Consider the following 12947-nt stretch of genomic DNA (forward strand, 5'->3'; position numbering starts at 1 on the left):
GTGCAGGTCCGAACGGACGGACGGGCGCCGGGCACGAGTGCAGCGAAGGGACCACCACCACATGTCGTCACGTAGCGAGCTGCTGGAGCAGCCACTGCAATCCCGCCGCAACCACTGGAACAACTGGGTTGCGTCGCACGCGGAGATGAAGCCCGATCAGGCCGCGTTCCGCTTTCTCGGCCACAGTACGACCTGGCGCGAATTGCACGACCGATCGGAGGCGCTCGCCGGCGCGCTGTCCCGCCGCGGTGTGAACTTCGGCGACCGTGTTCTGCTGCTCACCCTCAACCGCACCGAATTCTTCGAAGCGGTTCTCGCGATCAATGCCCTCGGTGCCATCGCGGTCCCCGTCAACTTCCGGCTCACCCCGCCCGAGGTCGCGTTCATCGCCCGTGACTGCGGGGCTCGTGCGGTGTTCACCGAGCCCGCGCTCGCACCGCTGGTCGCGGCGGTGCGTCAGGACGTTCCCGAACTGAGCCTGGTCGTGAACATCGGCGCCGACTCGGAAGCCGGCGTGCTCGGTTACGAAGAACTCGTGTCGGAGGCCGGCCCGGCGTATGCACCCGTCGATCTGCCCGAGGACACACCGTCCCTGATTCTCTACACGTCCGGAACGACGGGTACACCCAAGGGTGCGGTGCTGTCGCACTCGAACATGGTCGGACAGTCCATCACCTGTATCCGCGCGATGCGCTACGACCGCGGCGACGACATCGGGTTCCTCGCGTCCCCCGTCTTCCACGTGGCAGCTCTCGGTTCCGTCGCCCCGATGCTGATGCTGGGCGGTACCACGGTGATTCACCCGCTCAAGGCGTTCAACCCCACCGAGATGCTCGACGTGTGGGAGCAGGAGCGGATCACGACGGTGTTCCTCGTGCCGGTGCAGTGGCAGGCCGTCTGCGCCGACCCGACCGTCCGGGGTCGCGACCTCGCCCTTCGCGTCATCAGCTGGGGTGCGGCGCCCGCATCGGATACGGTGCTGCGCGCCATGGCGGACACGTTCCCGCGGGCGCTCATCGTCGCCGTGTTCGGGCAGACCGAGATGTCGCCCATCACCTGCGTCCTCGACGGGGACGACGCGATCCGCAAGCTGGGCTCGGTGGGCAAACCGATCCCGACGATCCAGACGCGCGTCGTGGACGACGACATGAACGACGTCGCACCCGGGACCGTCGGCGAAATCGTCTACCGCGGACCGACGATGATGCTCGAGTACTGGCAGAACCCGGCCGCCACGGCGGATGCGTTCGCCGGTGGGTGGTTCCACTCCGGAGATCTGGTGCGGCAGGACGACGAAGGATTCGTCTACGTCGTCGACAGAAAGAAGGACATGATCATCTCCGGCGGCGAGAACATCTACTGCGCCGAGGTGGAGAACGTCCTGTTCGGACACCCGCGGATCCGGGAGGCCGCCGTCGTGGGCAGGCCCGATCCCAAGTGGACCGAGGTGCCCGTCGCCGTCGTCGCACTCGACGACGAGGGATCCGACCTGACCGTGGAAGAACTCGCGGCGTGGCTCGACGACAAGCTTGCCCGGTACAAGCACCCGAAAGACGTCGTGATCGTCGACGCACTGCCCCGCAACGCCAGCGGCAAGGTCGTCAAAGGCGAGCTCCGAAAGGCCCACGGCGCAACCGGCGTCGCGGTCGTCTGACCCCGTATCGAACATCTCGAGCCGGTCGCCGCTCTGCGGTGACCGGCAACGGGGGAGGACCGCGTGACATTCGAGTTGCCACCCGCCAAAGGGCCCGTGAGTCATTTCGCCAACGAAGTCGGCGCACTCATCGGATTCTCGATCGCGACTACGGTGGCCGCGGTGCGAGTTCTGGTGCGGCGCAAGCTGGCCTGGCGGGAACTGCTGGACCAGGCCTGGCGGATCGCGTCGGTCACGTCGGCGCCCGCCCTGCTGTTGATGATCCCCATCGGAGTCCTCATCGCGGTCACGATCGGTAGCCTCGCCGGTCAGCTCGGCGCCGAGGGGTACACCGGGGCGGTCGTGGGGTTCGTGATCGTCGGGCAGGCGTCCGCCCTGGTCTGCGCGCTGATGCTGGCCGGGGTCGGAGGGTCCGCGATCTGCGCCGACCTCGGCTCGCGGACGATCCGCGAAGAGGTCGAGGCCATGGAGGTCCTCGGGCTCAACGTGATCGAGCGGCTCGTCGTCCCGCGAGTGCTCGCGGCGGTGATCGTCGGCGTCGCACTGTGCGCGATGGTCACCGCCGTCGGAGTGTCGGCCTGCTTCCTCTTCCAGGTGGTCGTCCAGAACAATTCGGCGGGAAGCTTTCTCACCGCACTGTCCCAGTACACGCGGTTGTCGGATTTCGTGGTCGCCCTCGTCAAATCGATGGCGTTCGCGGTGACATCGGCGCTCGTCGCCAGTTTCAAGGGGCTGCACGCCAAGGGCGGACCCAGCGGTGTCGCCGACGCCGTCAACGAGGCCGTCGTCCTGGCCTTCATCCTGGTCTTCATCGTCAACACGGTGCTCAGTCAGCTCTATTCCGTTCTCGTCGTCCCGGTAGGTGGTTACTGATGGTCGTGAGTGCCAGATGGCCCGCCGGGCACTGGGTGCGGACCCGGGCCCGCCAGCCCCTCGACCTGATGACGGGGCTGGGCCGGGAATTCACGTTCTACGGCAATGTGATCGCTGGAATTCCCCTCGCGATCGTCAAGTACTGGCGGCACATCATGCGGCAGATCGGCGACATCAGTTTCGGCGGTGCCACGCTGCTCGCCGGCGGCGGCGCGATCGGCGTCGTCTTCGCGATGTCCGCCGTCGCCGCGACGCAGGTGGGCATCGAGGGGCTGCGCGGACTGGACCTGCTCGGTATGGGATCCCTGTCCGGACTCCTGTCGGCGATCCTCAACACCCGCGAACTGGCGCCCGTGATCGCCAGCATCGCGCTCGCGGCGAAGGTCGGAACCGGGTTCACCGCCCAGCTCGGCGCCATGCGAATCTCGGAGGAGATCAGTGCGCTGGATGCGATGGCGATCCGGTCGCTGCCGTTCCTCGCGAGCACACGACTCGTCTCGTGCCTGATCTGTGTGATCCCGTTGTACATCGTCGGCCTGCTGTCGTCGTACCTCGCTTCGCGGCTGGTGATCGTCACATTCGGCGGGCAGTCGGCCGGAACCTACGACTACTACTTCCATCTCATGCTCACCCCCACCGACGTCGTGTACTCCTTCGTCAAGGCTGTCGTGTTCGCGACGATCATCGCGCTCGTCCATTGCTCGTACGGGTACCACGCGTACGGCGGCCCCGAGGGCGTCGGCCGTGCGGCCGGACGCGCCTTGCGTACCAGCATCCTCGCCATCGGCATCGTCGACCTGCTCCTGACGCTCTCGCTGTGGGGCCTCGTCCCGTCCGCCCCCGCACTGGGGTTGCCGTGATGCGCGGCCGTCCGGGGGGACCGGGCAACGGCGCACTCGCCGTGCGGGGGGTGATCGGAGTGGCCGTCCTGATCCTGGGATCGGCATTGCTGGTCGGTTTCGGCACCGGTGCGATCGTCACCGATCCGGTGGTGACAGCGACGCTTCCGGCCGACGCCGGTGCCGTGAAGTCGCACACCACGGTGTCCTACAAGGGGGCGACCGTGGGGACCGTGTCGAGTGTCGACCCCGGAATGAACGAGACCGGCATGGACATCAGTCTCCGCCCGGAACAGATGCGTCACATCCCGGCGTCCGTGCAGGTGCGGGTCGTGCCCCGCACGCTGTTCGGTGACCAGACCGTGGAGCTGGTGTCGACCGCCGGAACCGGCGGCGCCCGACTCGAGGCCGGCGCGCGGCTGCAACCCGACACCTCGGCCGAGACCGTCCAGATGTACGACCTGTACTCGAAGGTCTACGACATGCTGTCGCGGGTGAAGCCGGAGCAGATGCAGGCCGCACTCAGTGCCGTCGCGGACGCGTTGCGTGGCCGCGGCGAGCAGCTGGGGCACACCATCGACAGCCTCCACACGGTGGCGACGTCGACCGCGCCTCTCGTCGAGTCGGTCGCGGAGCGGGCGCCGCAGATCGCCCGGATCAGTGAGCAGCTGGCCGCGGCCGCACCGGACGTCCTCGCCACCATGGACGCGGCGGTGTCTCTGTCGAGCACTCTCGTCGAGAACACCGACAGCTTCACCGGTTTCCTCGCCGCCTCACTCGTCGTGTCGAGGAACTCCGGCGACGTCCTGGAACAGAACGCGGACAACATGATCGCGGTGGCCCTGAACGTCTCGCCGACCCTGGGCGCCATGGCCAGCAAGTCCGATCTGCTGCGGGCCACCCTCGACGAGGCAGGCCCGTTCGGCGAGGCCGGCGCCGCCGTCTTCTCCACCGGCAAGTTCGCGGTCCGCGTTGCCGCGGACCTGTCCAACCCGCGGCCCTACACGTCGGCCGACTGCCCGCGGTATCCCGGCATGGACGGACCGAACTGCGGGGGAGGTGGCGGAGGATGAGCGTCCGGAACTCGGCAATCAAACTGGCGATCTTCGCCGTCCTCGGCATCCTCTCGGCAGTGCTCGTGGTGAACACTCTGCGAGTGCCGGTCGAGGGGCACACCGTGACGTACACGGCGTTGTTCACCGACGCCCAGGGGGTCACTCCCGGCAGCGACGTCACCATCGCCGGCGTGCGGGTGGGACGCGTCGATTCGATCGACATCGTCGACGGCGACGCCGGAAGTGCCACCGCCCTGGTGGACTTCGAGGTGCAGCGCGATCAGGTACTTCCCGCCGACACCACCGTCGCCATCCGATACGGCGACCTGCTGGGGGTCCGGTATCTCGATCTCGCGGCCGGGCCGTCGGGCCAGGGCACGCTCGAGGAGGGCGACACGATCCCGCTCGACCGAACGTCGCCCGCACTCGATCTCACCAGTCTCTTCAACGGATTCAAGCCACTGTTCGACGCCATCGACCCGAAACAGGTCAACGCACTCGCCACCGAAGTCGTCGCCGTGTTCGACGGCAGGAAGACGAGCATGGAAACTCTGCTGCGCCGGGTGGCGGACGTCACCGGCAACCTGGCAAATCACGATCAGCTGATCGGTGATCTCATCCGAAACCTCGAGGTGGTGGTGGGCACGGCGGCGGCGCGGGGTCCCGAGCTGTCCCACCTCGTCGACAGCCTCACCCAGTTCACCGGAATGCTCGCCGAGAACAACGAGGTGCTCATGGACACCCTCGATCAGAGTGCGGCGGTGAGCCGCTCGGCGCTGCAGATCGTGGACGGCCGCGTCCCGGAGCTCAGCCGCACCGTGGAACGGCTCGATTCGCTGACGGGGGCGATGCTGGGCGCCAACCCGGAATTCGATCACCTGATGGTCGCCATGCCGGAGTTCTTCTCGTCCGTCGACCGCTCGGGCTCGTACGGCTCGTGGCTCAACATCTACCTGTGCACCTTCATCGTCAACGTCGACGGTCGCGAAGGTGTCCTCGGTCCCGACCTGCATTCGAGGTACTGCCAATGAGTGTCACCGAGAAGGTGCGCGACGTCTGGGACTCGCTGGCCGGGAATCAGCGAGTGCGCCCCGTCAACCCGCTGATCGTCGGGATTGCCGGAATCCTCGCGGCAACGCTGGCGCTGGCGCTGGTTCTGGTGATCCCGCGGGTGAGCTTCGCGGTGCAGACCGACGGTTACACGGCCGAACTCGCGAACGCTGCGGGCCTGACCGATTCGGACTACGTGTACGTGGCGGGTGTCCCCGCCGGCCGGGTGACCGCAGTGGACCTGGCGGGCGATCACGTGGTCGTGCACTTCCGGCTCGACGGTGAGCGTCACCTCGGATCGACGACGTCCGCGGGAGTGAAGCTGTCGACCATCCTCGGCAAGCGATATCTGGACGTGGCGCCGTCGGGGCCGGGAGACCTGGGGGACGACGGGGTGATTCCACTCCGCCGCACCAGCGTCCCGTACTCGCTCGACGACATCGGGTCGTCCGCGATCGAGACGGCGGACGAACTCGACCTCGGGGGACTGCAGAAGATGCTCGCTGTCGTGACGGAGACGTTGCCGCAGGACGCGAACCTGAACCGGGAGGCACTGGCGGGTGTGAGTGCGGCGTCCGCGATCCTGGCGAAGAACGCCGACCAGGTGACGCAGCTGCTCGACAGCTCGCGGACCCTCACGGACGTGCTGGTCGGTCAGCAGGATCAGCTCACCACCCTGCTCGGTAATGCGGACGTCGTGATGAACACGCTCGCCACCCGGCGTGCGGCCATCCGCCAGATGGTCGACGATCTCCAGGCGCTCGTCGCACAGGCATCTCAGTTCCTGGGTGAGAACACCGCCGAGCTGGATTCACTGCTCGCGAACGCGAGGCAGGTGACGGACCGGTTGCAGGCGAACCTCGCGAACCTCGACGCGCTCCTGACCACGGGTGCACCGGCCGCGAGGGCACTCGTGAACGCGACCGGAACCGGCGACTGGGCCGACGTCTCGGCGCCGTCGGCCGTGATCGCCGACAACCTGCTCTGCGTCGTCGGGCTGATCACGGGGTGCTCGTGAACGCGGGCATCGCGCGCCGGGCCGCCGGGATCGGCGGCGTGCTCGCCCTCGTGGTGGCGGTCGTCGTGGCCGGCTGGCTGCTGATCTTCCGCACGTCGTCCACTGTCGTGCATTCCGAATTCGGCTACGTCAACGGCGTGTTCCCCGGCACCACGGTCTCGGTGCTCGGGGTTCCGGTCGGCACCGTCGAGGTGGTCGAGCCGAGAGGCGCGACCGTGATGGTCACGATGTCCGTCGCGTCGGACGTCGTGCTCCCCGCGGACGCGAACGCGTACGTGCTGGTGACGTCCGCGATCGGTGAGCGCTTCGTCGAACTCGGTCCCGCGTACACCGGCGGCCCGGTGTTCGAGAGTGGGCAGACCATTCCACCCGAACGCAGTCATTCGCCCATCACCTGGGACCAGCTGATGGACAGCGTCGACACCGTCGTGAAGGCGCTCGGCCCGGACGGAGGCGACGCCGGCGCCGCGATCTCCGCTGCCGCCGCGTCGACGGACGGCCTCGGTCCCGCGATGAACGACGCCATCCGCACACTGTCGCAGGCGAGTTCGGTGGTCGCGGGCAACAGTGCGGATGTCGGAGCGCTCGTCGACAACCTCGAGGTGCTCGTGAACACGATCTCGTCGCGTCAGGCGCAGGTCGATTCACTGGCCGGTTCGCTCACCGCGATCGGGGACGAGTTCGCCGGCCAGAAGTTCGCGATCGGCGACACGGTGAACCAGTTGTCCGCGCTCCTGAACCAGATCGACCAACTCGTGTCCGCCAGGGGCGGCGACGTCGCCGCCGGCATCGACAACCTCGCGGGCGTGAGCGAGGTGCTGCAGAGGCACGACACCGACCTCGCCGAGATCATGGACCTGGTGCCCTTGCTGATCGACAACATCCAGCGTGCGGTCACTCCGGACCAGCGTGCCCGCATCAGACTGAACATCTCCACGAACCTGGCGCAAGCCGAGCCGACGTCCCCGCTCTGCGCGGTGGTCGATCCGATCCTCTGCCGAGGAGCGGGAATCACCAACCCGATTCAGTTTCCGCCCAGCATGTCCGACCCGTTCGGGCTGCGCGAACTCATGGTCGGAGGACGATGACGATCCGGACGAGAACGAAGTCGCTGACGGCGGCACTGATCGTCGGTGTGATGCTGCCCGCCGCAGGGTGTTCGCTGAGCCTGCAGGATCTGTCGGTGGGCCGTTCGCCGGAAGGTCCGTCGTATCAGATCTCCGCGCAGTTCGACGGAGTCGATCGCGTCGTCCCGGGCGCCGAGGTCCGGGTGGGCCAGGAGGTGGTGGGCCGCGTCTCGGACGTGTCGACCCGGGACTTCACCGCTCACATCGAGATGCGGATCCGCGACGACGTCCCGATACCGCAGGATGCGACGGCCCGGATCGAATTGCCCACGGCCCTCGGCAATCCCTTCGTCCGGCTCGACGTCGGGGACGCGGCGGGCGCGCCGATGAGCGAGGGCGACACCATCCCACTGGATCGGACGTCGCGCGGTCCCGACATCGAGAGCGGCCTGGCCGCGCTGGCCACCGTGCTGAACGGCAGCGGCATCGACCAGATGCACGCCATCATGAACGAATTGACCGTCGCCTTCACGGGCCGCTCGGACAAGGTCCGGGAACTGGTGGACATGCTGAACGACACGCTGGGGGTCGTCGACGACCACCGGGACGAACTCGACCGGGCGATGGTGGCGTCCAATGCCTTCGCAGCGGAACTCGCTGCCGGGCAACCGATCCTCGACCGGGCGATGACCGGTCTGGTGCCGGCGGTGGATCTCCTGGTGTCGCAACGAGATCAGATCGTCGCGCTGATGGGGGAGGCGTCCCGTCTCAGCCGCGAGGCGCAGCACGTCCTCGGCAGCGCCGGATCCGAATTGTCGGCCGAGATCAGCGACGCGGGGGCCGTACTCACGGCGCTCGACGGGTTCGAGTCACAACTCGCGCCGACACTGAATTCGGTGGCGACGTTCCTGGGTGGATTCGCCGCGGCCACACCGGGCGATTACACGACGTTCGACGGAACGTTCGACGTCACCGCCGTCATCGCCAAGCTGCTCACCGGATCGGCTCCGCTCGAGGTGCCGGAAGCCCGCACGCTGCCCGAGGTACTCGGCGGAGGCGTCCGATGATGACACGTCACGTGGTGGCGCAGCTGGTCCTGTTCCTCGTGATCTCGATCGCCGCGATTCTGTTCGGGCTGCGGTACGTCGCGGGCCCGGACACGTTCGGAACTCCCATTCACCTGAGTGCCCGGCTCGACCACGCCGCGGGCCTCGCCCAGGGAGCGTCCGTCAACTATCGCGGCGTCGGAGTGGGCACAATCAGCTCCGTCGACGTGAACCCCGGAGGGACGGGCGTCGTCCTCGGCATCGAACTGCATCCCGGTATGCAGGTGCCGGCCGGTTCGACCGCGAAGATCACCACCGAGAACGCGATCGGCATCCAGGCGCTCGACATCATGCCCGACGGCGCGGACCCGCCGTACCTCGCGGACGGAGACGTCGTCGAGGTTCCGGAGGAGGGAATCCCGCGCTCGCTCGACGCGACCCTCGTCGAGACCACGGACCTCGTGAACTCGATGGACGTCACCGCTCTGTCCTCGCTGGCCGACACGTTCGGCACCGCCTTCGGGGGCACGGGACCGGACCTGCAGAACCTGCTCGACGGTTCCGCCGACATCGCCCGGACACTCGAAACCCGCACCGACGCACTGTCGACCATCGTGAACAAGGGCATGCCGCTCCTGGACACGGCGGACGGTCTCACCGCGGCTCTGCCGGAATCGGCGAGTACGGCGCGGAACGTCCTCGAGCAATTGCGGGCCCACGATTCCGCCCTCGTCGACCTGCTCGGACGCTCGCCGCAGACGATGGCGAGCCTGGACGCGTTGCTGTCCGGAAATCGGGACTCACTGGGCGCGCTGATGGCGAATCTGGTTCTCCCCACCCAGATCGTCGGTGACCGCACACCCTCCCTCGACTACGGCCTGACGATCATGCCCGGCGCGCTGCCGAAGATCGCGTCGATCGAGAAGGGCGGACTCGCCGACCTACTCCTGGTCGGAACGCAGGGACCGATGTGCGTCTACGACGCCCCGCGCCGTCTGGTGACCGACGCGGAACCGAGTCAGCCCGCTCTGGACTGGACGTGCCAGTCGCAGCAGTACCTGGAGCAGCGGGGTGCCGTGAACGTGCCACGACCGGACGACCTGGGTCAGGAGAACGCGACGAGGAACGGCGGCGTCTACGGACCACCGGCTGCGGACGATCCGCTGGTGATCGAGCCGCCACTCACCGGGCACACCCCGCGCTAGGTCCGTGCACGAGCCGAGGAGAGAACATCGATGAGTAAACCGACGGGTGAGGCGGCGGGCGGCGTCGACACGGCCGGCCGTATCAGGAGGCTCACTCAGGCCGCACTCAATGCCGACGTCACGATCAGCCGCGTCGACGGCGTGGCACACGAGATCGGGACGTCCCTCGACGAATTCACCCGTGTGCTGGGCAGGTTCGACGCGTTGCTGGACAAGTTCGCCGATGGGCTCGACACCTTCGCCGGCACGGTCCGGTCGGTGGACGGCGTCGTCGGGTCGCTGGCGGCCACCGAACAGGACCTCGACGAGCTACTCCTGCGCGTCGGCCGGATCGTCGAGACGGTCGACTGGCTACTGACCCCCGCGACCGCGGCGCGTCGCCGGTTGGCCGGCATCAGATTCTTCTGACGTCCGGGAATACGAGTGGCTATGCCGGGTTGCCCGCGGCCCGGCGATAGCCGCGCACCGCGGGGTAGGTGAAGATCAGCAGCCCCGCGAGCGACCACGCGATGGTCTTGAGCAGTGGTTCCGCGACGGGTCCGCCCATCGACAGTCCCTTCATCGCGTCGATCGCGCACGACATCGGCTGGTTCTCCACGAACGGCTGAAGCCACGTGGGGTAGGCGCCTGTGGGTACGAATCCCGAGTTGAAGAACAGCAGGAGGGTGCACAGCAGGGAGAGGATCTCGACGAGCGGCGCCTTCGCCGCGTTGACGGCGAGGGCGGTCACCATCGTCGCGAAACTCACCCCGAACAGAAGCGGCAGGAGCATCAATGCGATACCGGCGAGAATGCCCTGATCGAACCGGAACCCGATAGCGAAACCGACGGCGATGATCAGCACCGTGGTGAGCATGATCCGCACGGATTCGGCCATGAGTCGGCTGAGCAGGCCCGACGCGCGGTGCACGGGCAGCACCCAGAACCGGCTCAAGAGCCCGTCCGCCCATTCCTTCTTCAGCGACAGACCGCCCGCGATGGACCCGAACATCGCGCCGACGAGCGTGATCATCGGAACGGTCCCGAAGACGCTGTTGACCCCGGTGGCCTTGGTGATCGAGATCCCGAGGACCGCCCAGAACATCAGCAACATCAACGACGGGTACACGATCGCCTGAAGCATGGTGTACGGGTCGCGCGCCCAGCGGAGCAGAAGTCGTCTGGTCTGCAGCAGGCTGTGCGAGAACAGCGCGGCGAGGGAATTCTCCGGGTGGGGTTCGAGCACCTCGGGGAAGGTCACCGTCGCCGGTGTGTCGGATCGGTACTCGGTGGTCATCCGCGCCTCACATTCGACCAGACCGACAACGGGAGGAAAACCAAGGCAAATCCTGCGCACCACAGCAAGGTAGGTGTCAGTAACTGGAACGTGATCGTCCCATCGGTCATCGCGCGCATGGACGTGGAGAACTGTGAGATCGGCTGGTTGCGCACGAAGCCCTGAGCCCATTCGGGGAACTGCGTCACCGGAACGAACCCGGACGAGAACATGCCGAGGATCAGCTGAGGGAGCGTCAGCGCTTGACTTGTAATCTCGGGGCTCCGGGTCAGGGTGCCGAGCGCATCGGCACCCGTTGTGAGGGTGAATCCAATGGCCATGGCCAGTCCGCAGAACGCGGCAGTTTGTGCCACACCTCCGTCGAATCGGAATCCGATGAGCAATCCGTATGCGATCGATGCTACGAGCGAAATCGCCGAATGTACGAAGCTGGCGGTCATCCGTGCCGCCAACGGAATTGCTGGGCCGATCGGCATCGTCTGGAACCGGGAGTTCATCCCGTTCGATGCCTCGGTAGCAGCGCGATGGGCGGCCGAGATCGCGGTGAACGCCATGGCCTGCAGGACGATGATCGGCATGACGAACTGTGCGTAATCGATGCCCTGGAATTTCATCACCAGGCGTAGCGGCAGGTAGAAGCCGATGGTGAAGATTAACGGCGCCAACACTGCTATGAAGAACTGACCGGACACTGCCATCGTGTGCAGGTTGCGCTTGGACAGCGCAATCCACTGCTGGATGCTCGACGGTTGCGGCCGCCGGTGCCTGCCCTCGAGGGCACTCTCGAATCCGAGCTGGGCGGGCGCCGTCACGACGGCAGGCTCTCGTCGACGCGGACGTGACCGGTGAGGGAGAGGAAGACGTCGTCGAGGGACGGGCGCCGCAGGGCGATGTCGGCGAGCGTGACCCCGGCGAGGTCGAGGCGGCGCAGAACCTCGGCGAGGGTCTGGGCGCCGTGTTCGGCGGGTATCGACAACCGGTCGGTGCCTTCTTCGATGACCCGGCCGGGTGGGCACAGGCTCGAGAGGATCTCCCGCACGCGCGGCAGGTCGTCGAGACTCACCGGGACGACCTCGCAGTAGCTTCCGCCGGTCCGGGCCTTCAATTCGTCGGCCGTGCCCTCGGCGATCACGGTGCCCTTGTCGATGACGACGATGTTGTCGCTCAGCAGGTCGGCCTCTTCGAGGTACTGCGTGGTCAGCAGGATCGTGATGCCCTGCTCCTTCAGCGCGGACACGAGGGACCACACGCCCTGGCGGCTGCGGGGGTCGAGACCGGTGGTGGGCTCGTCGAGGAACACCACCTCGGGGCGGATCACCAGGCCACAGGCGATGTCGACGCGCCGGCGCATGCCGCCGGAGTACCCGGACACCTTCCGGTCGCCCGCTTCGAGCAGATCGAACTGGGTCAGTAGGTCCTGCGCGCGCGATTTCGCGGACGCCTTGGGCAGGCCCATCAGGCGGCCGAAGAGCACCAGATTCTCGCGACCGGTCAGCGACTCGTCGAGGGCGGCGTACTGGCCCGTCATCATGATGCTGCGACGGACGTTCGCCGACTCCTCGACGACGTCGTGTCCGGCGACGAATGCGCGGCCCGCATCGGGTCGCAGCAGAGTGGACAGCACGTTGACGGTGGTGGTCTTCCCTGCGCCGTTGGGGCCCAGGATGCCCAGGACCGTGCCGCGGGGCACCTCGAAGCTCACACCCCGCAACGCTGCTACGTCACCGAAGGATTTCTCGATTCCCTCGACAAGAACGGCGGTGTCAGCTGCTGGCATGTCCCGAGTATGTCACGCGAAGAGGGTGATCAAGGCAGACCGGGGAACACCTTCGCGCCCGAGGAACGGGAGGGGAAATCTTCTGTA

13 protein-coding genes are annotated in these 12947 nt (G+C 67.1%); 10 read left to right on the forward strand and 3 right to left on the reverse strand.

Going from position 1 to position 12947, the window contains the following annotated elements; all coding sequences use genetic code 11:
• The first annotated feature begins 61 nt into the window (after positions 1 to 61).
• The 10 genes from fadD5 (at position 62) to QM806_RS02510 (ending at position 10215) form a co-directional block, all read left to right on the forward strand.
• Positions 62 to 1654, forward strand: a complete 1593-nt coding sequence (gene fadD5 / locus QM806_RS02465; RefSeq protein ID WP_005564957.1) for a fatty-acid--CoA ligase FadD5 — start codon at positions 62 to 64, stop codon at positions 1652 to 1654.
• Between the two features lie 63 nt (positions 1655 to 1717).
• Positions 1718 to 2527: an MlaE family ABC transporter permease gene (locus tag QM806_RS02470; protein ID WP_169694052.1), complete on the forward strand. Its 810-nt coding sequence runs from the start codon at positions 1718 to 1720 to the stop codon at positions 2525 to 2527.
• Positions 2527 to 3387, forward strand: coding sequence for an MlaE family ABC transporter permease (locus QM806_RS02475; protein ID WP_005564955.1), 861 nt, complete (start codon positions 2527 to 2529; stop codon positions 3385 to 3387). Before QM806_RS02470 ends, QM806_RS02475 begins: the two co-directional genes overlap by 1 nt.
• Positions 3387 to 4439, forward strand: a complete 1053-nt coding sequence (locus tag QM806_RS02480) for an MCE family protein (RefSeq protein WP_169694053.1) — start codon at positions 3387 to 3389, stop codon at positions 4437 to 4439. Before QM806_RS02475 ends, QM806_RS02480 begins: the two co-directional genes overlap by 1 nt.
• On the forward strand, positions 4436 to 5452 hold the full coding sequence (locus tag QM806_RS02485) for an MCE family protein (RefSeq protein ID WP_169694054.1): 1017 nt from the start codon (positions 4436 to 4438) through the stop codon (positions 5450 to 5452). The genes QM806_RS02480 and QM806_RS02485 overlap by 4 nt, the downstream gene beginning before the upstream one ends.
• On the forward strand, positions 5449 to 6489 hold the full coding sequence (locus tag QM806_RS02490; protein WP_169694055.1) for an MCE family protein: 1041 nt from the start codon (positions 5449 to 5451) through the stop codon (positions 6487 to 6489). Before QM806_RS02485 ends, QM806_RS02490 begins: the two co-directional genes overlap by 4 nt.
• On the forward strand, positions 6486 to 7577 hold the full coding sequence (locus QM806_RS02495; RefSeq protein ID WP_043788885.1) for an MCE family protein: 1092 nt from the start codon (positions 6486 to 6488) through the stop codon (positions 7575 to 7577). Before QM806_RS02490 ends, QM806_RS02495 begins: the two co-directional genes overlap by 4 nt.
• Positions 7574 to 8623, forward strand: a complete 1050-nt coding sequence (locus QM806_RS02500) for an MCE family protein (protein WP_005564950.1) — start codon at positions 7574 to 7576, stop codon at positions 8621 to 8623. The genes QM806_RS02495 and QM806_RS02500 overlap by 4 nt, the downstream gene beginning before the upstream one ends.
• The gene (locus QM806_RS02505) at positions 8620 to 9807 is read left to right on the forward strand and encodes an MlaD family protein (RefSeq protein WP_005564949.1); all 1188 of its coding nucleotides are present in this window, start codon (positions 8620 to 8622) and stop codon (positions 9805 to 9807) included. The genes QM806_RS02500 and QM806_RS02505 overlap by 4 nt, the downstream gene beginning before the upstream one ends.
• Before the next feature lie 30 nt (positions 9808 to 9837).
• Positions 9838 to 10215 (forward strand): hypothetical protein, encoded by a 378-nt coding sequence (locus QM806_RS02510; RefSeq protein ID WP_005564948.1) that lies wholly within the window; start codon positions 9838 to 9840, stop codon positions 10213 to 10215.
• A gap of 19 nt (positions 10216 to 10234) precedes the next feature.
• Here the strand turns inward: QM806_RS02510 and QM806_RS02515 are convergent, their stop codons facing one another.
• The 3 genes from QM806_RS02515 to QM806_RS02525 are packed head-to-tail and all read right to left on the reverse strand — an operon-like array spanning position 10235 to position 12860.
• Positions 10235 to 11083, reverse strand: coding sequence for an ABC transporter permease (locus QM806_RS02515; RefSeq protein WP_005253852.1), 849 nt, complete (start codon positions 11081 to 11083; stop codon positions 10235 to 10237).
• Positions 11080 to 11895 carry an ABC transporter permease gene (locus QM806_RS02520; protein WP_005564947.1) on the reverse strand — a complete coding sequence of 272 codons (816 nt, stop codon included), beginning with the start codon at positions 11893 to 11895 and terminating at the stop codon, positions 11080 to 11082. Before QM806_RS02520 ends, QM806_RS02515 begins: the two co-directional genes overlap by 4 nt.
• Positions 11892 to 12860 (reverse strand): ATP-binding cassette domain-containing protein, encoded by a 969-nt coding sequence (locus QM806_RS02525; protein WP_005253854.1) that lies wholly within the window; start codon positions 12858 to 12860, stop codon positions 11892 to 11894. The genes QM806_RS02520 and QM806_RS02525 overlap by 4 nt, the downstream gene beginning before the upstream one ends.
• Positions 12861 to 12947: the final 87 nt, after the last annotated feature.

It is taken from the genome of Rhodococcus sp. IEGM 1351, assembly GCF_030056875.1.
Taxonomy (GTDB): domain Bacteria; phylum Actinomycetota; class Actinomycetes; order Mycobacteriales; family Mycobacteriaceae; genus Rhodococcus_F; species Rhodococcus_F opacus.